This window comes from Proteiniphilum sp. UBA1028, from assembly GCF_002316955.1.
Lineage (GTDB): Bacteria > Bacteroidota > Bacteroidia > Bacteroidales > Dysgonomonadaceae > Proteiniphilum.
Genome location: NZ_DCEN01000045.1, coordinates 57,164 through 77,722, shown reverse-complemented (window position 1 = coordinate 77,722; position 20,559 = coordinate 57,164). Strand labels below are relative to the sequence as shown.

At 45.8% G+C, this 20,559-nt stretch carries 16 protein-coding genes; 10 read left to right on the top strand and 6 right to left on the bottom strand.

Annotated features, from left to right (window positions below; translation table 11 throughout):
• Positions 1-105 precede the first annotated feature (105 nt).
• The 7 genes from B3Z75_RS08010 (at position 106) to B3Z75_RS07980 (ending at position 8,060) form a co-directional block, all read left to right on the top strand.
• Complete coding sequence (locus B3Z75_RS08010; protein ID WP_294069759.1) at positions 106-495, top strand: START-like domain-containing protein; 390 nt, start codon at positions 106-108, stop codon at positions 493-495.
• Positions 496-618: 123 nt separating this feature from the next.
• A complete protein-coding gene (locus tag B3Z75_RS08005) occupies positions 619-2,571 on the top strand; it encodes an LptF/LptG family permease (protein WP_294069757.1) in 1,953 nt (650 codons plus the stop codon).
• 16 nt (positions 2,572-2,587) lie between these two features.
• Positions 2,588-3,808 carry a bifunctional 3,4-dihydroxy-2-butanone-4-phosphate synthase/GTP cyclohydrolase II gene (locus B3Z75_RS08000; protein ID WP_294069754.1) on the top strand — a complete coding sequence of 407 codons (1,221 nt, stop codon included), beginning with the start codon at positions 2,588-2,590 and terminating at the stop codon, positions 3,806-3,808.
• A gap of 37 nt (positions 3,809-3,845) precedes the next feature.
• On the top strand, positions 3,846-5,246 hold the full coding sequence (gene rmuC, locus B3Z75_RS07995) for a DNA recombination protein RmuC (RefSeq protein ID WP_294069749.1): 1,401 nt from the start codon (positions 3,846-3,848) through the stop codon (positions 5,244-5,246).
• A gap of 58 nt (positions 5,247-5,304) precedes the next feature.
• Complete coding sequence (gene kbl, locus B3Z75_RS07990) at positions 5,305-6,492, top strand: glycine C-acetyltransferase (RefSeq protein WP_294069747.1); 1,188 nt, start codon at positions 5,305-5,307, stop codon at positions 6,490-6,492.
• A 52-nt stretch (positions 6,493-6,544) separates the two neighbouring features.
• Complete coding sequence (gene tdh / locus B3Z75_RS07985) at positions 6,545-7,570, top strand: L-threonine 3-dehydrogenase (protein ID WP_294069742.1); 1,026 nt, start codon at positions 6,545-6,547, stop codon at positions 7,568-7,570.
• A 1-nt stretch (position 7,571) separates the two neighbouring features.
• Positions 7,572-8,060: a SixA phosphatase family protein gene (locus B3Z75_RS07980; RefSeq protein ID WP_294069739.1), complete on the top strand. Its 489-nt coding sequence runs from the start codon at positions 7,572-7,574 to the stop codon at positions 8,058-8,060.
• 4 nt (positions 8,061-8,064) lie between these two features.
• On the opposite strand, the gene B3Z75_RS07975 is transcribed toward B3Z75_RS07980, so the two are convergent.
• Positions 8,065-9,375, bottom strand: a complete 1,311-nt coding sequence (locus B3Z75_RS07975; protein WP_294069736.1) for an MFS transporter — start codon at positions 9,373-9,375, stop codon at positions 8,065-8,067.
• A gap of 129 nt (positions 9,376-9,504) precedes the next feature.
• Positions 9,505-10,689: a YeiH family protein gene (locus B3Z75_RS07970; RefSeq protein ID WP_294069733.1), complete on the bottom strand. Its 1,185-nt coding sequence runs from the start codon at positions 10,687-10,689 to the stop codon at positions 9,505-9,507.
• 261 nt (positions 10,690-10,950) lie between these two features.
• Between B3Z75_RS07970 and B3Z75_RS07965 the strand changes: the two genes are divergently transcribed.
• From B3Z75_RS07965 to B3Z75_RS07955, 3 genes are all read left to right on the top strand, one after another.
• Entirely contained in the window at positions 10,951-13,776 is a 2,826-nt protein-coding gene (locus tag B3Z75_RS07965; RefSeq protein ID WP_294069730.1) for a TonB-dependent receptor, read from the top strand.
• Positions 13,777-14,024: 248 nt separating this feature from the next.
• Entirely contained in the window at positions 14,025-14,963 is a 939-nt protein-coding gene (locus B3Z75_RS07960; protein ID WP_294069727.1) for a sensor histidine kinase, read from the top strand.
• Complete coding sequence (locus tag B3Z75_RS07955) at positions 14,935-15,648, top strand: LytR/AlgR family response regulator transcription factor (RefSeq protein ID WP_294069722.1); 714 nt, start codon at positions 14,935-14,937, stop codon at positions 15,646-15,648. Before B3Z75_RS07960 ends, B3Z75_RS07955 begins: the two co-directional genes overlap by 29 nt.
• Positions 15,649-15,728: 80 nt before the next feature.
• On the opposite strand, the gene B3Z75_RS07950 is transcribed toward B3Z75_RS07955, so the two are convergent.
• The 4 genes from B3Z75_RS07950 to B3Z75_RS07935 form a co-directional block, all read right to left on the bottom strand.
• On the bottom strand, positions 15,729-16,202 hold the full coding sequence (locus B3Z75_RS07950) for a Dps family protein (protein ID WP_294069719.1): 474 nt from the start codon (positions 16,200-16,202) through the stop codon (positions 15,729-15,731).
• A gap of 127 nt (positions 16,203-16,329) precedes the next feature.
• Complete coding sequence (locus B3Z75_RS07945; protein WP_294069716.1) at positions 16,330-16,995, bottom strand: DUF3826 domain-containing protein; 666 nt, start codon at positions 16,993-16,995, stop codon at positions 16,330-16,332.
• Positions 16,996-17,058: 63 nt separating this feature from the next.
• Positions 17,059-18,759, bottom strand: coding sequence for a pectate lyase family protein (locus B3Z75_RS07940; RefSeq protein ID WP_294069714.1), 1,701 nt, complete (start codon positions 18,757-18,759; stop codon positions 17,059-17,061).
• Between the two features lie 20 nt (positions 18,760-18,779).
• Positions 18,780-20,471: a pectate lyase family protein gene (locus tag B3Z75_RS07935; protein WP_294069711.1), complete on the bottom strand. Its 1,692-nt coding sequence runs from the start codon at positions 20,469-20,471 to the stop codon at positions 18,780-18,782.
• Positions 20,472-20,559 lie beyond the last annotated feature (88 nt).

The following is a 20,559-nucleotide window of genomic DNA, read 5'->3' as shown; positions in this document are numbered from 1 at the left end:
TGAAAATCGAGGAACGGAGGTGACTCAAATAGTCTAACTTTTGTGAACTTTTGGCAATGGAACAAAAAAAAAGTTGTATATTGCAAACCTGTTTTAAAACAACACATGTCCAAAGAAAAATTCCATATCGAGTTCCTTATGGGAAACGCTACTCAGAGTAGCTTGTGGCGTATGGTCAGCCAAATAGACGGTCTTTCGGAATGGTTTGCAGATGAGGTGTCAATGGATGAGACCGAGACTATTTACACATTCTATTGGGGAAAAACACAAAATCAGGCAGTTATTGTAAACCAGAAACCGCAATCAAGTATCCGCTATCAATGGATCGACGAGGATGAAGAGAATTGTTATTTTGAGTTCATGCTGCACAAGCTGGATTTGTCGGGCGACATGACGCTGGAGATCACCGATTTTGCAGAACCCGATGAAAAAGGAGATTCCATCGCTTTGTGGGAGTCGCAAGTAGACGAGATGAAGAGAAGGTTGGGCATCTGAGCCTGTTCATGATTTATTTTGCTCCCTTTATTAATCATCTTTACCTATTCGAAACCACAATTGTCCGTTTGATTTTATTATCTTTGCCTTCAATTTAAACGGGTCCCTTTTTGTTCAGATTTAATGAGTAAATTTTTCCACATAAAGCGGTTATATGGCTATATATTAAAGACCTTTATACCGCTTTTTCTGATGACTTTTGCCATATGCCTGTTTCTGGTGTTGATGCAATTTTTATGGAAATATGTGGAGGATATGGTGGGCAAAGGCCTGGGGCTTGATGTGATCGGGGAGATGTTTTTTTATGCAGCCCTGAACCTTATTCCCATGGCATTGCCGTTGGCCATTTTATTGGCATCGCTGATGGTTTTCGGAAATATGGGAGAGAATCTGGAACTGTTGGCCATCAAGTCGGCAGGTATTCCCTTGCTGAAAATCATGAAGCCTCTCATAATCCTTATCTTTCTTATCAGTGTGGGGGCGTTCTTTTTTCAGAATAATGCCATTCCAAAGATACAGACCAAATTCTATTCGCTGCTCATCTCCATACGCCAGGCTTCTCCCGAGCTGGATGTGCCCGAAAGCGTTTTTTATAAAGAAATTGATGGTTACAACATTTATGTCGATAAAAAAGATCGCAAAACGGGAATGCTGTATGATGTGCTCATTTACGATGTAGCTAACGGATTTGACAACATGGCTGTAATCATTTGTGATTCGGCTGAAATGAACTCGACCGAAGACAAAACCATGCTGATCTTCACCATGTACAGCGGGCAGCAGTTCCAAAATTTCACACAAGGCACTACTCCCCGGCATGCTGTCGATTTTGTACCATACGCAAGAGAAAATTTCGATACGAAGACCATGATGATCTCTTATGATGCCAATTTTAACCGCATGGGAGAGGAGGTGATTGAAGGAAGTTCAACCAGTAATTATGTGTCCAAGAACTTATCAGAGCTGGGTACATCCATCGATTCCATGACGATGATTATGGACAGCGTGAACAGGGTAGACCGAAACCTGATGAAAAATTACTCCTACCTTACTTTTCGCAATAGTTATCCCTCTGAAAAGAAGGATTCACTCATGGCGGGTTCATTGGATACCCGAGTGGAAGTTCCACGACCCGATACGTTGCTGCAGTCAAAAGAACTAGAACAGCAATCGACCATCCTGCAAAGCGCTTTTATGAAGGCCGACAACAATAGCAACGAGTTTCTTTTCCGGTCACTCAATAAAACCACCACCCAAAAGACCATCAACCGCCATTGGATAGAATGGCACCGCAAATTTACCATTCCCTTTACCTGTCTTATTTTCTTTTTTATTGGTGCTCCGTTGGGATCCATCGTTAGAAAGGGCGGTTTGGGGACACCTATCGTCATTTCGGTGGTGCTCTTCATCATTTACTATATTGTGGATAATGTTGGATACAAGATGACGCGCGACGGGGTATGGGAACATTGGTTTGGGATGTGGTTCAGTTCGCTCATTCTTCTTCCTGTCGGCATCTTTTTGACCTACAAGGCAATGAACGATTCGGTGATTATGAATGCAGATACCTATTGGGAATTCTTTAAAAAATTATTCTTCATTCGTGAAAAAAGAAAATACCCGGTAAAAAGCGTAATCATCGACCGTCCCGGATACGAAGAAATTGTTCGTTCACTGTCAGGGCTTTCGGATGAGATAGACCGTTATCTCATCAAATACAACCGTTTATCATATAAAACCTATTGGACCGATGGTGCATACGAAAAAGAACTGCACACTATTAAAAGCTCCATGGAGATCATTCTTAGTCAATTATCCAACTCCCGGAGTTTGGAAGAACTGGCAAAGGCAGAGGAGTTCCCGGTGCTCATTACGAAAATACGGTTGTTAAAAGCCTGTTCTGTTTGGGCTAAAATATGTATGTATCTTTTCCCTGTGGGATTTGTCCTGCGAATATTATCGGTACCGTTTGAACTCAGGACCAAAAAAGACCTGAAAGATGTAAAACGTCTGAGTGGCGAAATGATTGAAATTATAAGTGAAACACATGCACCTGGCAGCGTGTTTATAGCGTAAAAAACTAAATTGAGATATGCAAAAAAAAATTACATTAGACACCATAGAGGAAGCTATTGAAGAGATCCGAAAAGGAAATTTTATCATTGTTGTTGACGATGAAGACAGAGAGAATGAAGGCGATTTGATTATAGCGGCAGAGTGTATTACTCCGGAGAAGATAAACTTTCTGGAAACCCATGCCCGTGGGCTCATTTGCGCCCCGATCACGAAAGAACGCGCCGAAGAGCTGGAGTTGCCGATGATGGTTACCCATAACACATCCATACACTCTACTCCCTTCACCGTTTCCATCGATCTTCTTACTCATGGCTGCTCAACAGGTATATCGGCTTACGACAGGGCGCAGACAATCCTTGCTCTTACGAGAGAGGAGACAGCACCGGAAGATTTTGGCCGTCCGGGTCATATTTTTCCGCTAAGAGCACAGTCAAAGGGGGTACTCCGCAGGGCAGGACACACCGAGGCAACCATCGATTTTGCCCGTTTAGCCGGATTGTATCCTGCAGGAGCACTCGCTGAGATAAAAAGAGAAGATGGTTCAATGGCGCGCCTTCCCGAATTGATGGAGATGGCCAGAAAATTCAATCTTAAGATTGTGTCAGTGGCCGATTTAATCAAGTATAGATTGCAGACTGAGTCGCTCATCGAACGGGGAGAGGCGGTGCATCTTCCTACCGAATACGGTGAATTTAAAATGATTCCCTTTCTGCAAAAAGCTACCGGACAGGAGCATGTTGCACTCATAAAGGGCGAGTGGCACGAAAATGAATCAATCCTGGTGAGGGTGCATTCTTCGTGCATGACCGGCGATATCTTCGGGTCTATGCGGTGTGAATGCGGAGAGCAGCTGCACAAGGCATTGCAGCTGATTGAGAAGGAGGGCAGAGGCGTACTGGTCTATCTGAATCAGGAGGGACGCGGTATTGGGCTCATGGCCAAGGCTGCGGCATACAAGCTGCAGGAACAGGGCCTCGACACCGTTGATGCCAATCTGCATCTTGGATATCAGGCCGACGAAAGAGATTATGGCGTGGGGGCTCAGATTCTGCGCAGCCTTGATGTGCGGAAAATGAGGTTGATGACCAACAATCCCAGAAAACGGATCGGCCTGGAGTCGTACGGCCTGGAAGTAGTGGAAAATGTGCCGCTGGAAATCACGCCCAATCCTTATAACCATTTTTATATGGAGACGAAAAAAAAACGCATGGGCCATGTGCTGAGAAATATCAAATAGCACAGAGAAAAGATATCGTGAATTTAACAGGTTTATCGTGAAAGATTACGCAGATCTCCTTTATATGTTGGTGGGTTGTGGGATAGGTGGCATTCTGGCATGGATTATTGTTTCGCTGTACAGACAGTCGAAAACCGTTCCCAGAAGCAGATTTGAGACACTCTCGCAGGAGAATCAAAAGCTGAACACCCAACTTGCTGTCTCCAGTCAGAGACTGTCGGATATGGAACAGGATATTGCGCGTTATAAGTCTGATCTGAAGACAATTACCGATGAATTTAACGAGACCAACAAGTTGCTTGCCACGTACACAGCAGAAAATAAAATGCTGACCGAGAAGCTGGAGCTGCAGAAGAAAGAGATGGAGTCCATTCATAAACAGTTCAACTTGGAGTTTGAGCAGATTGCATCAAAGATACTGGAGGAGAAAACCGAAAAATTCACGAACCTGAACAGAGAAAATCTGGATAGGATCCTAAAACCGCTGGGAGAGAATATCGATACGTTCCGCAAGAAGGTGGAAGAGGTATATGTCACCGAGGCGAAGGAGCGTTTCTCATTGGGGCAGGAAGTAAAAAACCTGCGGGAGCTAAACGACCGTCTCAGTAACGAAGCCAACAACCTGACCAATGCGCTCAAGGGTAATTCCAAAACACAGGGCGACTGGGGGCAGGTGATCCTGGAGAACATTCTGGAGCGGTCAGGGCTGGTGAAGGGAAGGGAGTATTTCGTCCAGGAATTTCTGAAAGACCATGATGGAAATTACTATACCGGCGAGAACGGATCCAAAATGCAGCCGGACGTGATTATTGCGTATCCAGATAACCGAAAGGTGATCATTGACTCAAAAGTATCACTCACGGCATATGCTGGCTATACCGGCAGCGATAATCCGGAAGAACAGAAGAAGTTCATTGGGGAACACCTTCGTTCGGTACGGAAACATATCGATGAGCTGAGCCGGAAAAGCTATCAGAATTATGCTGATTCGCTCGATTTCGTGATGATGTTTGTCCCCAATGAACCGGCATATATGCTGGCCTTGCGCCATGAGGAGAGCCTCTGGCAATACGCTTACGAAAAAAAAATTCTGCTGATCAGTCCCACAAACCTGATCGCTGCATTGAAATTAATTGTAGATTTGTGGAAGCGTGAATACCAAAACCGCAATGCTTTAGAGATTGCTGATCGGGGTGCTGCGCTGTACGATAAGTTTGTCAACTTTGTCGATTCTCTTACCGATATTGAAATTCATCTCAACAGGGCCCAGCGAAGTTATGAGAGTGCTTACGGACAGTTGAAGGCAGGTAGGGGAAATCTTATCGGACAGACAGAGAAGCTGCGCGAGCTGGGAGTAAAAGCCAGAAAATCGCTGCCGCCCTCATTGCTCGACGAAATGGATGACGACCGGAACGAATTGCAGGCTCCAATAAATTAAGTGGCACAAAAACCACAAAGCAAAACACCGAAAACAGATCACAGAAAAAAAGAAGAATATGTACGGAAAAATACAACAACTTTTGCAGGCTGAGTTGAAAGCCATAGAGGAGGCAGGCCTTTATAAAAATGAACGGGTCATTGTTACGCCACAACGCGCAGAGATCAAGGTACAATCCGGTCAGCAGGTACTCAACTTCTGTGCCAACAACTACCTCGGTTTATCCGATCATCCACGGTTGATCGCTGCAGCAAAGAAAGCCCTTGACGAACGGGGCTACGGCATGTCGTCGGTCCGGTTTATCTGTGGCACACAGGATTACCACAAGGAACTTGAAAAAACCATCAGTGATTTTTTTAAAACAGACGATACCATTCTCTATGCATCCTGTTTCGATGCCAACGGAGGTCTCTTTGAACCTCTTTTTACCGAAGAAGACGCCATCATCTCCGACTCGTTGAACCACGCATCCATCATCGACGGGGTACGTCTCTGCAAAGCCAAACGTTACCGCTATGCGAATGCCGACATGGTCAGTCTGGAGGAAAGTCTGCAGGAAGCACAGGAGCAACGTTTCCGAATTATTGTCACCGACGGCGTATTTTCAATGGACGGCAACGTGGCGCCACTCGATAAAATCCTGCTGTTGGCAGAAAAGTACGATGCACTAGTCATGGTCGACGAGAGTCACTCCGCCGGTGTGGTGGGCAAAACCGGAAAAGGAGTTACGGAACAATATGGCGTCATGGGCAAAGTGGATGTCATCACCGGCACCCTGGGCAAAGCCTTCGGGGGTGCTATCGGCGGGTTTACCTCCGGACGACAGGAGATCATCGACATGCTGCGTCAGCGTTCGCGTCCTTATCTCTTCTCCAATTCCATTCCTCCCATGGTGGCTGCATCGGGTGTGGAAGCTTTTCGTTTGCTGCAGGAATCAAATCATCTACAGGACAAACTGCACGAGAACGTGGATTACTTTATCGCAAAGATGAAAGAGGCTAATTTCGACATTAAGCCCACACAATCGGCTATTTGTGCCGTGATGCTCTACGATGCCAAACTATCACAACTGTTTGCATCCGAACTGCTCGAAGAAGGAATCTATGTGACCGGATTTTATTACCCTGTGGTACCCAAAGAGCAGGCACGTATCCGGGTACAGCTCTCCGCAGGACATGAAAGGGCACATCTTGACAAAGCTATCGATGCATTTGTCAAAATTGGAAAAAAATTAGGGGTAATTTGATTTTGTGTCAGTGATTTGTAGTTGTCGAACTGAAATTTGAAAACTGAATAAAATGAAGGCACTGGTAAAACGAAGACCCGAAAAAGGCATCTGGATGGAAGAAATACCCGTTCCTTCCATCGGCGTGAACGATGTATTGATTAAAATAAAGAAAACAGCTATTTGCGGGACCGACCTGCATATTTATAAGTGGGACGACTGGTCACAGAAAACCATCAAAACCCCCATGACAATCGGTCACGAGTATGTTGGTGAAATTGTGGATATGGGCAGTGGCGTAGAAAACCTTAAAATCGGAGATCGGGTGACGGGTGAGGGGCACATTGCTTGCGGACATTGCCGTAACTGTCGGCGTGGCAAGCTGCATGTGTGTGAGAATACCGTCGGCGTGGGCGTCAATCGCGATGGTGCATTTGCAGAATATCTCTCCCTGCCGGCATCGAATGTGGTGAAACTTGACTCCCGTATACCCGATGAAATTGCTTCCATCATGGATCCTTTTGGCAATGCCACCCACACAGCCCTGTCTTTTCCGCTGATTGCCGAAGATGTGCTGATTACCGGAGCAGGTCTTATCGGCAGCATGGCCACAGCCATTTGTCGTTTTGCGGGTGCACGCTATATCGTAGTGAGTGATCTGAGTGAATACCGTCTCCATATAGCCAGAAAGATGGGCGCCACGCTCACCGTCAATCCTTCAAAAGGGGAAACTATTGCGCAGGCAGTGAAGAAGCTGGGTATGCGCGGCTTCGATGTGGGGCTGGAGATGTCCGGCTCACCGGCAGGTTTCCGCGAGATGATCGACAACATGTACAACGGTTCCAAAATATCCCTGCTGGGCATCCTGCCCAACAACACAACGGTCGATTGGAACGAAGTTATATTCAAGGCATTGACTCTAAAGGGGATATATGGTCGGGAGATGTGGGAGACATGGTACCAGATGGAACAGATGCTTATTTCAGGCCTCGACCTGTCGCCTGTCATCACGCACAGATTCGGTATCGACGAATTCCAAAAGGGATTTGATGTGATGGAAAGCGGAGAGTGTGGAAAAGTTATTTTAAGCTGGGGTTGATATGAAACAACTGATAATTCTTCGTCACGGCAAAGCCGAACAAGATACAATGGCCAAGGACGATTACGATCGTGTCCTTACCGATCGTGGCCGGAAAAATGCGGATGCCATGGGGAGCTATATCCTAAAGAGATTTGGTACACCCAACCTCATTCTTTCTTCTTCCGCAAGAAGGGCACACGAAACGGCCATCCTTGCCGCACGGCAAATTGGTTATCCAGAAGATGAGATTCAAACAGACCAAAACCTTTATTTTGCACCCTCCCGGTGGATACTGAATGTCCTTTCCAAGTTGACGGACGACGTGGAGAGCTGTCTTTATGTGGGACATAATCCGGGAGTGACCGACCTGATCAATGATTTGGGTGTGAGGCTTGACAACCTTCCTACTTGCTCGGCAGTCTGTTTTGAGTTTAATGTCGACAGCTGGTCCGATATTTCGGTGGAACGTGCCAACTTCAGATGGCTGAAATTGGCCAGAGAGCTCTGATTGATTATTCCTCTTTGTCCATCTTACACTTGTAGGATGCTGAAAGAATATGATAGGCTTTTGAACGGAGAGCGAGAAGTGATAACAAAAGCATGAAAACACCTGCCACCACGAAGGTGAGCGCAATGCCGCGCGTATCGCCTTCCCCCAGTAGCCGGCCAAATGCCTGTTTTCCTGCATCGCTCTTCATATACGGAATAATAATAGTTTGTGCCAAAGGACCAATTATGAAGATTGAAACAGGCGTCACGCCTGCTTCTACTGTTTGTGCGAACCCAAAAACCCGACCTTGCTTTGGCTTTGGTACAACGGTCTGGATAATGGTCTGTTCACCTGCTTCAATGATCGGCGCAATGAGCATATAAAGAAACATTCCTCCCACAAATAAAACCGACCCTTCCCGCAGGGTGAAAAAGATACAGATGAAGCTGATGAGTATGTAGCCGAGAAGTAACGAGCGAAGTGGGCTTTTGCCAAGTCCCAGCTTTCCGATGAGTAATCCTCCCAGAATAAATCCGGTACCGGTAAATCCAAGGATAATACCCCAGATCTCCACCGGGAAGAGAGTGAGCCCGTACGGATCAAGCAGTACCGCAAAGACACCACCGATGAAATTATTGAATGTGGTGAAGAAAATAAGTGCCATCAGTCCCGGCACCATATGTATTGCTCTGAAAGCTCCCCGAAAATCGATATGGCTGTTTTGCAGGTGTCTGTCGTGTACAATCTGTTCTTCGGGAATGGAGAGAAAGAAAAGATGAACCAATGTGGCAGCCGACAGCAGCAATGTAATAAAAATGGCCCAGTCCATTCCCAGGTAGCCGATAATGAGTCCGCTGAACACGGTGTTGGCGATCATCCCGAACCCCTGAATTGTTCCTATCATGCCGTTAGCACGGGCATAGTCCTGTTTCGGCACAAGCAGAGATACGGTAGTGGAGAGTGCAATCCCCCGAAGATTACCGGTTAGTGCACTCAATAAAAGAGGCAGCGAGAAAAGCCAAAATGCCGGTGAAGACATGTTGGCAATATGGGTTGTGCCGGTCAGAAAAAAAACAGTGCTCGCCAGCAGCAGTAGTATCATTGTTACAACCGATGCCCCCGTCATCACCTTTTTCTTCTTGTGTTTATCGACAATTGTCCCGAAAAACATGCTGGACAGAGTAACCAGCAGCATATAGGTGCCGCTGAGTACCGAGAGTACCAGCACCGACTTGGTTTCGAGGTAAATCCAGAATGAAAAGGCGCTCCAAAGCAGGTAGGTGCTTGTGTTGGCGACGGCTATGTTGACGAGAAGACGAAGAAATCGTTTCATCGGGATGATGCTTACTGTTTAATCACCAAAAAACGTTTTAAAGTTGACAAACTGTTTTCCGGGAATTTTATGTTGATACGAACTTTCAAAGAACGCACGTAAGCGTGGTTTTGTTTGGAAAATATGATATCAAATGCTTTTGAACAACAACCAGGCGACAAGCAAGGTGATTAAAATATTAAAAGTTTGTGCAGTGAGGAACGACCAGATATACCTGGCATTCTCCTTCTTGAATATATAACGAAAGTCGGTTTCCAGCCCTATACAGACAAATGCCAATGAGAACAGCAGGCCGCGCGCGCCTTTATTGCCCACGCTAGACAATGCTTTCCCCGTTTCGACATCGAAGGCGAAACTAAATACCAATGATGCAACCAGAAAGCCGATGACAAACTTTGGAAATCGATTCCATAAAACGCTGCCCGAAGGGCGGATATCGTTGTTTGTACCCTTGTAAGACCAATAGATGGAAATCACAAAGGCAGCTACCCCCAGGAGTACATTCTGTGCAGACTTGATGATGACGCTATATTGTTCGGCAGTTTCACCAATAAACTTGCCGGAGGCTACCACGGCTGCAGTAGTATCGATTGTGCCTCCCAGCCAGGCGCCCGCAACCTCTTCACTCAGCCCCATCCACTTGGCCAAATAGGGCAGGAGGTACATCATAGGGATGGCAACGATCAACACCAACGAAATCACGAAAGAGAGCTTTTTGGGATTTCCCTTGATGGCACCGCTGGTTGCAATCGCTGCCGAAACCCCACAAATAGAAACTGCGCTGGAGAGTAAAATTGACATCTCTTTGTCAATTTTGAATATTTTGTTGGCAACCCGGAAACTGAAATACCAAACCGACAAAACCACAATGATAGCCTGCACCATGCCCAGAGCACCTGCTTTCATGATCTCGTTGAACAGGATGGAGCTACCCAGGATCACCAATCCGGCTTTGATGTAATATTCGCTTTTTACAGCCGGAGCCAGCCATTTGGGTAGTCCCACCGTGTTGCGGATAAGCAGGCCGATAATGACGGCAAAAAATACCGACTCAAGCCCCATGGTTTTGATGGGGGTAAAGCCGGCAATGATGGTGGCCAGCCATGCCAGCAAATACACGACTGCAAAGGAGAGCAGAAACCTGCCATTGTCTTTGTTTCCCATGAAGAGATATCCCAGGTAAGCCAAAATAGCAACCATCACAGACATATATGCGTAATTCTTCATGAAGGAAGGCGAAAGGATAACAAGCAGAAGGATGACGGCACCAATAATTGTGGCCACCCAATCTTCACTTTTTAATGATTTTAACATAAGATAATGAATCAATTTTTCAGGATGAATATCAGAATTTTTCTTTGACAATTGAAACGCGTGCAAAATTAAAAAAAAATGCCAACATGAATACACTCTTCAATCTTTTATTCTCTTTTGCCATCGGGTTGATTGTCTGAAAGCCTTCATTGGTCGATGAAATCACGCAGTTTGTCTATTTCTTTTGCCTGGATTTTTTGATGGGTATACTTTTGCGGTACATTTCAGTTTAAAAGAAAAGTATCAGGCAATAACACGACTATGAAGAAATTATTTATTTTAGCGATTACGCTTTCGTTGTGTACTCTCCCGATGATCGCGCAGGCTCAATCGGAAACATCTATTTCAGGGAAGCTGATAGATGAGGAGACGGAAGAACCGGTTCCCCTGGCCAGCGTACGGGTATTACAGCGTGCGGATAGCGCCTTCGTGACAGGCAAAGCTTCCAATGCAGAGGGTTTGTTCACGATCCCTGTGAAAAGCGGATCGTATATCCTGCATATTTCCTTTATTGGCTACAACGATGTGTACCGTGATGTGCAGGTGACATCTTCACACCCGAACGTGAAACTGGGAAATATCATCCTGAGCAATGACAACATAATGCTGTCGGAAACGGTAGTCACCGCCAAGGCTCCGGAAATTACGGTGAAGGGCGATACACTTGAGTACAATGCCGACTCGTATAAAGTTACAGAGAGTGCGGTGGTAGAAGATCTGTTGAAGAAAATGCCCGGTGTGGAAATTGACAACGAAGGAAAAATTACGGTGAATGGAAAAGAAATTAAGAAGATACTGGTAGACGGGGAAGAATTTTTCAGCAACGATCCGAAGGTGGCGTCAAAAAACCTGCCGGCTAAAATGGTCGAAAAATTACAGGTGCTTGAAAGAAGGACAGAGATGGCACAGATGACCGGATTTGATGATGGTGAGGAGGAAAATGTGATCAACCTGATGGTGCGCCCCGGGATGAAAGAAGGCCTTTTCGGCAGTGCTTTTGCAGGCTATGGCAGCAAAGAGCGTTATGAGGGAAACGCCATGGTTAATTACATGAAAGACAAAGATCAGTATACTTTCCTCGGGGGTATCAACAATACGAACAATGCCGGTTTTTCAGATCTGGCTTCCTCCATGTTTGGAAGCATGGGAGGGCGCGGTGGCCGCGGAATGATGTTTGGCGGACAAGACGGTATTGCTACTTCGGCCAACCTGGGGGGGAACTTCAGCAAGCAGTTTACGCCAAAGTTAAAGTTTGGAGGAAATGTCCGTTACGGATATACAGACAACAATGTTCTCTCCAACGTTTTCACTCAGAACTTGTTGAGTGCAGGCAATACGCTCGAAGAGGAGAGCAATGTGGCAAACAATAAAAGTCAGAACTTTAACCTGGACTTCAGGCTTGAGTGGGATCCGGACTCGCTCACCAAAATCATTTTCCGTCCCCAGGTATCGTTTTATAACAATAACCGCAACGAAACGGGTGATTTCCTCACGGTAAGTGAACTGACTGGTGATACCATCAACCATGGTGAATCGGACTATTTTTCAGAGGGAAAGGGGAAGGATATGTCATTCAATCTCGATGCAAGTCGTCAGCTGGGTAAAGAGGGTAGGGTGCTGAGTGTGCAGCTGAGAGGCCAAACAGGCGACTCCGATAACGAGGGTACCAGTAAGTCGGGTACATTCTACAACGGAACACGTCCCAACGATATCATAGATCAGCGCTTTACCAATGTCAACAGTAGCCAGTCGTGGCGAGGATATGTTTCTTACGTGGAACCGATAGGAACGAATAATTTCCTCCAATTGGCATACCAATACAGACAAAATTTTTCGGAATCCGACAAAGACACCCGTTCAAGAGATGAATCCGGAAACTACACAGTACTCGATACGCTTTACAGCAAGCGTCTGGAGAACAATTTTGTGAATCAGGAGCTGGAGGTTAACTTCAGGTCGGTTCGGGAGAAATTTGATTACCTGTTTGGCTTCTCCATGCAGCCATCCTCTTCCCGAAGTAAAACATTTATCGGATCGGACATAAAGTATGACGGGAAGCAGGACGTGATCAACTACGCCCCTATGGCACAGCTCAATTATCGCTGGAGCCGCACCCACAACCTCAGAATTCGTTATTTCGGCAATACGGATCAGCCTTCGGTTTCACAGCTTTCACCGGTCGTGGACGTTTCAGACCCCCTGAACATCAGTTACGGTAATCCCAACCTGAAACCTTCGTTTCAGCATCGTCTCAACATACGCTATCAGATATCGAATCCGGAAAAGGCAAGTTCTTTTAACGCATTCATCAATGGGGGGTACCTTACCAACGACATTGTTCGGGCCACCATTACCAATGTAAATACCGGCCGAAAGATGTCAACCTATCAAAATGTGACGGGTAACTGGAATGCTAATGGACGCATCATGTTTAATGTGCCGCTTAAAAACATCAAATTCTCGGTATTCTCCATGTCGTTTGCCAGCTACAACCTTACGAATGGTTTTTCGAAGTCCATCGTAAATGATGCAGAAGCAAACGATTTTACCGATGAAGACATGAACACCAACAAACGATTATCACTGGCCGAAGTGCTCGGCTTGAACTATCGATCCGACCTGTTCGACTTTGGTATCCGGGGAAACCTAAATTTCAATAATGTCACCAACAGTCTCCAGGGGCAGAGTGACCAGCAGTATTTCAATTATGGCGGGAATGCTACCACAGCTATTTACCTGCCATGGGATCTCACGTTGGAGAGCGATATCAATTACTCCACCAACTCTGGTTATTCCGATGGATTTGAACAGAACGAATGGCTGTGGAATGCCTCACTGCAAAAGACACTGTTTAAACAGAAAAATGGAACTATCCGCTTCAAAATATACGATATTCTGCAGCAACGCAGCAACATCAACAGAAGTGTAACTTCCAATTATATACGTGATACAACCACCAATACGCTCACAAGCTATTTTATGGTGCATTTCGTGTATCGGTTCAATATCTTTAAAGGAGGAGCCACGCGGAGTGACATGATGCCTCAGAGAGGCTACGGACACGATCATGGCGGACATGGCCGATGATTCGAAAAAAATTCATTATATAAATAATGATTGATTTATGCAAATAATCGCTAAATTTGTTGAATATATCGAAATGTAACCGAATGGGGAAGATCTTTATACAAAAACGGCGAAGCAGGTGGAACAATATAGTTGTCCACCTGTTGTTATGGGGAGTGATATTCATTCTCCCATACTTTTTTATGGATTCAGAACGTGTCTTCACCTGGCGCCCTTTTTTACGATCAATCCCTGAAATGTTGGGATTCATGCTGGTTTTTTACTTGAACTATCTCTTTCTGATCGACAAGTTCCTACACAGGGGTAAAACCAGGGAGTTCGTCATTTTTAACATTCTGTTGATCATTACCGTTGCCTTTTTGATGCACTATGGTAAAGAACTACTTGAATACTTGCTGCCTCATCTCCGGCCGAGATGGCGTGGAAGGCGCAATCATTTTTTTCCTTTTCTTTTCATTGTCCGTAATTCCACTTCTCTTTTTTTGGTGATGGGATTGAGCGTGGCACTGAAAATGACGGTACGGTGGTTTGAGGTGGACAATGAACGCAAAGAATTGGCAAAAGCAAAATCGGAGGCCGAATTGCAGAATTTGAAGAACCAGATCAATCCGCACTTTCTGCTCAACACCCTCAATAATATTTATGCACTGATTGAGTTTAATCCCCCCAAGGCGCAGCAGGCAGTTATGGACTTAAGCAAGATGTTACGCCACCTGCTGTATGACAACAACCAGACATATGTGCCGCTGCGCCAGGAAGCCGAATTTATGAGGAACTACATCGAATTGATGCGCATCCGTCTGGCCGACAATGTGAAGTTAACCACCAATTTCTCCTATTCGAAAACGGGAAATACCCTTATTTCTCCGCTCATTTTTATATCTTTGATCGAAAATGCATTCAAGCATGGTATCAGCGGTGATAAACCCTCTTTTATCGATATTTCGCTGAAAGAGCAGCCCGATGGAAAGATTGAGTTTGTATCGCGAAACAGTTATTTCCCAAAATCGGAACAGGACAAAAGCGGTAGCGGAATAGGCCTCGGACTGGTAAGACGAAAGCTGGAACTTCTATATCCGGATAGCTACCTGTGGCATACAACGATTGAAGGTGATGTCTATTCCACCGTGCTTGTTATAGACACCAAAAAACAACAGGATGATACTGAATTGCTGGATCGTGGATGATGAGCCGCTGGCTTTGTCTCTCCTCGAATCGTACGTACAAAAAACCCCTTTTCTCCGGCTGACTGGCAAATACAGCAATGCGAGGTCTGCCATGATGCATATTGCAGAAGAAAAGGTGGATCTGCTCTTTCTGGATATACAGATGCCTGAAATGAGCGGCATGGATTTCGCCCGTGTCATCAGTCACCGTACACGGATCATCTTCACCACTGCTTTCAGCGAATATGCCCTGGAAGGGTATAAGGTGAGTGCCCTCGACTACCTGTTGAAACCTTTTTCTTTCGATGAGTTTCTCGCAGCTGCCAGAAAAGCCTTGGAGTGGTTTGAAATGACCGCGGCAAAGCCTGAAGCCGAGACGATCCACGAAAACGTGGGTATTTTCGTAAAATCGGAATACCGGCTTTTGCATGTGCTTTATGAGGATATACTCTATATCGAGGGCCTCAAAGATTATGTGAAGATATACACCGAAAGTGAGCCAAAACCTATTTTATCACTGATGAGTCTGAAGCAGCTCGAAGAAGAATTGCCACCCGACCGGTTTATGCGGGTTCACCGTTCCTACATCATTCACAAAAACAAGATCAGCAGCGTGAACAAGAACCGTATCGCCATCGGCAAAAAACAGATACCCGTAGGCGAAACTTACCGAAAACTATTTAAGACTGTCATAGAGGGAAAATAAAACCCCAAAAGTAAGGCAAATACTTTTGGGGATCTTAAAATTAATGTGGAGAGCTTTTGCTGTCTCCGAATGCTTCTTTCTTACGAGAGAAAGGCAGTAAGCATCCAAATATTTTTCTCCTGTGCCGAAATAAAATCGCTCATCAGGGCAACAGTACCTTCGTCGTTACCCTCAGAAGCTGTTTCAAGTACTTCACGCTCCAGGCTGATCAACACTTTCATCGAATCGAGAAGATTTTTCCCAATTTCTTTTGCATTGCTCACAACTCCCGTTTCCTTGATGGAAGAAGTTTTCAGATATTCGGTATAATTATGAGCAGGCACGCCTCCCAGCATCAGAATACGCTCCGCTACCTCATCCACCTTTTCGGCGGTATCGTCGTAGAATTCCTCAAGTTTGGCGTGTAAGCCATAAAACTCTACACCCTTCACGTTCCAGTGGAAACCACGCAGGTTGGTATAAAAAAGCTGCAAATTGGCCAATAATTTTTGCAAACCATCCACTGTTTTTTCAGTACTTTTCGGATCTAACTGTAAATAATCTACTGTTCTCATAATGCAATAATTTAATTGTTTTGTTTATAACTACTGCAAATTTATAGATATAATATATAGCATCAAAGTATTTGCTTCTCAATATAGGATAGATTATTTCTATCTGCTTACAGGGCACGCAGGAGCTTCATTTTTTTGCCTTTTTAATTCTTTCCTGCCACAGTTCGCCTTCTTTTTTCAGATCATACCCTTTTTCTTCCGACAAATAATTGTTTATCTTGCCTTTGTACTGTCTGAAAATGGCCTGCTTTTCTTCCGAAGAACCCATGTTCATGGCTTTGTTGCGTGCATCCAGCAATTGTTGTCTGATATACTCCTTCTCTTCTGATGTGAGTGTCGGTATCATCTCGGTAAATCCTCTGTAGTTATGGGCCATTGCCCCCAGTGTCATTCCCTCTTTAATGCCGTCAATCTGTTCTTCATTTAAATATTTGGATAGGTTTTTGATATATCTCTTTTGAAGCTTCAGCAGCTTCTTTTCAGCCTTTTTCTCTACCCCGTTTTTCTTTTTTTCAAATTTACCTGCGGGGAGACCGGACTTTTTCAGTCCCTCTATTTTGGTGTTTTTGGTGTCGTGTACTTTGTTGAGATCCCAGTACTGCCTGACCATTAAGTCCCTGACTTTTTCCCGCTGTTCCCCCACAGGAATCTCAACATACTGATCCAATATTTTTTCGGAACGTTTCTTTAGTACTTCCAGGTACTGTCTTGCTTCAGCGGTCTCTGCCTTTTGTGCGATTATAGGAAACAATCCATATGCCATGAAGCAAAATACAATGATACTTCTTTTCATCCTGTTTGTTATACGATACTATTTGATTGTTGTGTAAATACTTTTTTGGTTATTCTGATGGCGCTATTGCTGATGCAGGTACCCCTTTTCACGTAGCGTATCATAGTTAAACTGCAGATTGCTCCAGTCGACTTTTGTTTCCGGATTGATCCCGTTGATAAACTTTTCTATGTTTGTATAGCCATCTCCGTTGATATCGCCGTTGGCATCCGCCGGATCGTTGGGATTCAAACCGTGTTTCTCTTCCCACCAGTCGGGCATTCCGTCGCTATCGGAATCTGTGTATGGTGTTCCGTTATATTCGGGATAACCTCCCACCTGACTGATATCGGTGATGATCCCTTTTTTGTAGGAGTCGGCAGGCAGCCTTCTTTTTACGTATTTTGAATCTTTGGCATCCAGTCCCTCCTGATATTCAATCACGCCGGTTCTTGCTTGTTTCACAATACGTGTATCCACCTCGTCTCTTTTGGGGATGGTGGCACCGGCATGATCCAATACCCATTCAAAGGCTTCCGGGGCAGGCATGATCCTTACATCGGCCATGGGAAACGGGGTTCTGGCACGAACCTGATCAAAATATTTCACTGCCTCCTCATGCGGCATGCCCAATTGAATGCCTCCGGCCCAGTTATCGTCAGACACCTCTTTGTTGTCGTGTATCCTATTTCCATTTGCGTATATTCTGCCAAAAATCGTAGAATCAATACTTCCTTTTTCGGGTTTCGCAATGCGGTATCGGATAGGACTCTCTTCGGGGGTAATGGGTCCCGGTTTATAGTAATTGTTGATGATATTCCACATTGATCTGTAATCTCCCCCATCCATGGTTCTGTTCCACCAGTTAAAGATCACGTTGTTCACGAACGAGAAGTCACCCCACATTCCCACGGAAGGATTGCGTGCCACGTTATTGGCAAAAAGATTCCGGGCCATGGTGCTGTTGAGGCCCCCGAAGGTGCTTCCAAATGCATGATTATAGGTGTCAAGCGTCTCTGCGATGATGCTATTCTGAACGGTGATGTTTACTGTAGGCAGTTTTTCCGGGCTTCTGCCGGGATGTCGATCGGGTTCCGGACTCCACATGTTTCGATAGAGAGACAGAGACTCATCCAGTCCCCAGCTTGCGGAGGTGTGATCAATGATGATGTTTCCAATTGCCTCTCCGCTTACGGCATCATCGCGTCGTAGCACGTTCACCTCGCCTCTTCTGAATCGCATGTGTCTGATAATTACGTCGTGTGTGTCGATGTCTACCGATTCGCCTGCAATCACCACTCCATCTCCCGGTGCTGTTTGCCCGGCAATGGTGATGTAGGGGGCACGAATCGAAATCGGGGTTTTCAGACGTATGATCCCCGAAACATTGAATACCACGATTCGGGCGCCTCCTGCCTCGCATGCTTCCCGAAAGGTGCCGGGGCCGTTATCTTCCAGACTGGTTACGACAAATACTTTTCCTCCCCTGCCGCCGCATGTGAACATTCCTCCTCCTTCAGCACCGGGAAAAGCCGGTATGCTGGCCTGTGGTAATGCTTTCGGGGTACCTGCCCAGGGAATATAAGGTCGACCCTCACGTGCTTCTTTTTCCACGATAGGCAATGCCTTCGCCCATGCCTCCTCTGCGCGTCGCTTTACCTCATTCATAAAAGCGTCGCCTTGTTCCTGGTCTTCTACCGGTATCAGGGGATACTGTGCCAGCATGAAGGACGGCACAAATGTGGACAGGATAAGGAACAGGCTTATTCTTGTAAAAAGTTTCATCGTATGGATTGTTTATCTGTTTATTGCTTGTGAATATTGCCGTTGGCCTGCAACGTATCGTAATGAAAGAGAGGATTGGTCCAGTCGATCTTTGTTTGCGGATCAATGCCGTTGATAAACTTTTCTATGTTTGTATAGCCATCTCCGTTGATATCGCCGTTGGCATCCGCCGGATCGTTGGGATTCAAACCGTGTTTCTCTTCCCACCAGTCGGGCATCCCGTCGCTGTCCGAATCTTTATAAGGTGTACCCTTATATTCGGGATATCCACCAACCTGACTGATATCGGTAATTATTCCCAGTTTGTAGGAGTCGTCGGGTAATCTGCGATATTCAAATTTTGGGATATCCTTGAGGTTCACATTTTCTGCATATTCAATGACTCCCGTTTTTACCACCCTTGCGATTCTTTCGTCTACTGCATCGCGCCGGGGGAGTGTAGCTCCTGCATTTTCCAGCACAAAGTCATAGGCTTCACGGGCATCCATGATGGTCATTTTAGGCATAGCCATCGGCGATTTCCATCTGATTTCATTCGTGTAGTCACCCGCATTGGCAAGATCCTCTACCTGCACTCCTCCGTTCCAATTGTCGTTGGTTACGCTCTCGTTTCCTTCAACCACATTTCCATGTACGAAGGCCATGCCGTATACTTTCCGGGATAACTTGCTGCGTCCCGATTCCGGTTTCAGTAATCGGTGGCTTACCGGCCCCTCTTTGGGTGTTACGGGTCCCGGTTTGTAATAGTTATTAATGATGTTGTATTTTGCAGAGTAGTCACCTCCGTCTACCGACCGGTGCATCCAGTTGAAAATTACATTATTGACAAAGTTGAATACACCATTCCATCCGATCGAAGGATTGCGTCCGGTATTGTTGGCCCAGAGATTACGCATAAACGAACAGTTTTCTCCTCCCAAAGTGGAGCCGAATGAGTGGTTCCAGGTGTCGAGTGCTTCCGAGAAAATAGAATTCTGGATCGTGATATTCACCGTGCCCAGTTTCAGATCGCTTTTGCCGGTGCTGTCGTTCCACATATGCCGGTAAATGGACATATTCTCGTCCAAACCCCAACTGGTGGATAAATGATCCATCATGATATTTCCAACGGGATTTCCACCCACCGCATCATCACGGCGTCCGACCCATGTCTCACCTCTGCGGAAACGCATATGCCGTATCACCACATCGTGGGTGTTGATCCAGAATGACTCTCCAGCTACGCAGATGCCGTCACCGGGTGCTGTTTGTCCGGCTATGGTGATGTAGGGAGCACGAACAGCAAGGGGCGATTGCAACCGGATGATCCCCGATACATTAAAGACAACAATGCGGGCGCCACCTTGTTCACAGGCATCTCTGAATGAACCGGGTCCGCTGTCGTTCAGGTTTGTTACAGTGATTACTTTTCCGCCTCTACCGCCAAAACTATAGGCTCCGCCACCTTCGGCACCCGGAAATGCGGGAATAGAGGCCTGTGGCAGATCGGAGGGACGAGCAGCCCAGGGAATATAAGGTTTGCCGGCTTTTGCCTCCGCCTCAATAATTGGAAGTGCTTTTTCCCAGGCCATGTCGGACCGGCGACGCGTCTCTTCCATTAGCTTGTTGGCTTCTTCCTGTACTTCTTTGGGGATGCGTGGGTATTGAGCTGCCAGGTATGCAAGTGGCAACAACACGAGGATAAAAGTCGATAAAAAGGTTTTCTTATTCATCTGTGTATTCTATTTAATTTAAAAGTAGACATTTTTCATTGGATTCTGTAATCATAATAAAGGTGAAAGATTAAAAAATGGCTGTCAC

Coding starts and splice junctions, on each gene's coding strand:
- B3Z75_RS07975 (WP_294069736.1), bottom strand. CDS start 9,375: ATGAAACGATTTCTTCGTCTTCTCGTCAACATAGCCGTCGCCAACACA.
- B3Z75_RS07945 (WP_294069716.1), bottom strand. CDS start 16,995: ATGAAAAGAAGTATCATTGTATTTTGCTTCATGGCATATGGATTGTTT.
- kbl (WP_294069747.1), top strand. CDS start 5,305: ATGTACGGAAAAATACAACAACTTTTGCAGGCTGAGTTGAAAGCCATA.
- B3Z75_RS07980 (WP_294069739.1), top strand. CDS start 7,572: ATGAAACAACTGATAATTCTTCGTCACGGCAAAGCCGAACAAGATACA.
- B3Z75_RS07955 (WP_294069722.1), top strand. CDS start 14,935: ATGATACTGAATTGCTGGATCGTGGATGATGAGCCGCTGGCTTTGTCT.
- B3Z75_RS07965 (WP_294069730.1), top strand. CDS start 10,951: ATGAAGAAATTATTTATTTTAGCGATTACGCTTTCGTTGTGTACTCTC.
- B3Z75_RS08010 (WP_294069759.1), top strand. CDS start 106: ATGTCCAAAGAAAAATTCCATATCGAGTTCCTTATGGGAAACGCTACT.
- B3Z75_RS07940 (WP_294069714.1), bottom strand. CDS start 18,759: ATGAAACTTTTTACAAGAATAAGCCTGTTCCTTATCCTGTCCACATTT.
- B3Z75_RS07935 (WP_294069711.1), bottom strand. CDS start 20,471: ATGAATAAGAAAACCTTTTTATCGACTTTTATCCTCGTGTTGTTGCCA.
- B3Z75_RS08000 (WP_294069754.1), top strand. CDS start 2,588: ATGCAAAAAAAAATTACATTAGACACCATAGAGGAAGCTATTGAAGAG.
- B3Z75_RS07960 (WP_294069727.1), top strand. CDS start 14,025: ATGCTGGTTTTTTACTTGAACTATCTCTTTCTGATCGACAAGTTCCTA.
- B3Z75_RS08005 (WP_294069757.1), top strand. CDS start 619: ATGAGTAAATTTTTCCACATAAAGCGGTTATATGGCTATATATTAAAG.
- B3Z75_RS07950 (WP_294069719.1), bottom strand. CDS start 16,202: ATGAGAACAGTAGATTATTTACAGTTAGATCCGAAAAGTACTGAAAAA.
- tdh (WP_294069742.1), top strand. CDS start 6,545: ATGAAGGCACTGGTAAAACGAAGACCCGAAAAAGGCATCTGGATGGAA.
- B3Z75_RS07970 (WP_294069733.1), bottom strand. CDS start 10,689: ATGTTAAAATCATTAAAAAGTGAAGATTGGGTGGCCACAATTATTGGT.